At 71.9% G+C, this 1,150-nt stretch carries 2 protein-coding genes; one reads left to right on the top strand and one right to left on the bottom strand.

Annotation, left to right across the window (positions count from 1 at the left end; all coding sequences use genetic code 11):
* Window positions 1-277: hypothetical protein (locus tag GE300_RS23470; RefSeq protein ID WP_233417319.1), on the top strand; the 277-nt coding region annotated here is incomplete at its 5' end.
* Between the two features lie 114 nt (window positions 278-391).
* On the opposite strand, the gene GE300_RS22025 is transcribed toward GE300_RS23470, so the two are convergent.
* Window positions 392-1,150: calcium-binding protein (locus GE300_RS22025; protein ID WP_154449704.1), on the bottom strand; the 759-nt coding region annotated here is incomplete at its 5' end.

Below are 1,150 nucleotides of genomic sequence, written 5' to 3'. Positions count from 1 at the left end.
CATCCTGGACATCCCCGGCCAGGCGGTCGACGAGACCCGCATCTATCACGACGGCGGCACCGTCGAGAACAACATCTGGACCGCGCGGAAGGGAGGGCAGAGCGGCAGCAACATCGTCGTGCAGCACCGCAGCCCCGCCGGCGCGTACTACATCCCGCGCCTGTTCGCCGATTTCAGGGGCACCGGCACCACGCTGGAGGGGCTGGTGCCGGTGCCCGGCAGCGCCGTCGACGGCAAGGGCGCGCACGCCCGCTTGCGGGAGTTGCTGCGCCGCTAGGCGGGAACGCGCACGAGGACGCGCGCCCGTCCGGCCGGCCGCCGGAACGAGACAGGGCCGGCCCCTGCCGGGGCCGGCCCTGTCGGTCTTGCGCCGCGAAGGCGGGCGGCGGTGTCAGAGGACGAAGTCCGCCGCGTCGATCTGATCGATGTCCACGCCCTTCAGGGTCACGGTGCCGGTGGTCCCGAGCGCGGCGAAGTCCAGCACGGCATCGCCGTTCTTCTCGGACAGGCCCGCGTCCAGGACCCCGTCCAGCTCGTCCGCGCTCAGCTTCCAGCGGCTCAGGTCGATCAGGTCGGTCCCGTCCTCGAAATCGGTGATCAGGTCGGTGCCCGTCGACAGGCGGAAGGCGAAGACGTCGCTGCCGGCGCCGCCGGTCATCACATCGTTGCCGCGGCCGCCGTCGACCCGGTCGTTGCCGTCGGCGCCATCGACGACGTCGTCGCCGTTGCGGCCCTGGACGATGTCGTCGCCGCCGCCGCCGACCATCTTGTCGCCGCCCTTCTTGCCGTTCAGCTTGTCGGCGCCGGCGCTGCCATACATCAGGTCGTTGCCACTGCCGCCGTTGAGCCGGTCGTTGCCTTCACCGCCGCCGATCTTGTCGTTGCCGCCGCCGCCCTTGATCCGGTCGTTGCCGGCATGGCCCTGGATCTCGTCGGCCTTTCCGGTGCCGTTGATGACATCGCGGCCGTTCGTGCCTTCCAGCAGGTCGGTGGTCCCGGTGGGCTGCTCCGGCTCCTCGACCGGCTTTTCCGGGGTCGGCTCGGTCGGCTCTTCCGGCGCGGGGTCGGTCGGGGCGGGCTCGGTCGGGGCCGGCTCGGTCGGCTCTTCCGGCGCCGGCTGGGTCGGTTCGGTCGGCGTCCACGCATCGCC

It is taken from the genome of Halovulum marinum (genome assembly GCF_009697225.1).
Classification (GTDB): Bacteria; Pseudomonadota; Alphaproteobacteria; order Rhodobacterales; family Rhodobacteraceae; genus Halovulum; species Halovulum marinum.
The sequence above is the reverse complement of the archived record's forward strand: the minus strand, read 5'-3'. Positions and strand labels throughout refer to the sequence as shown.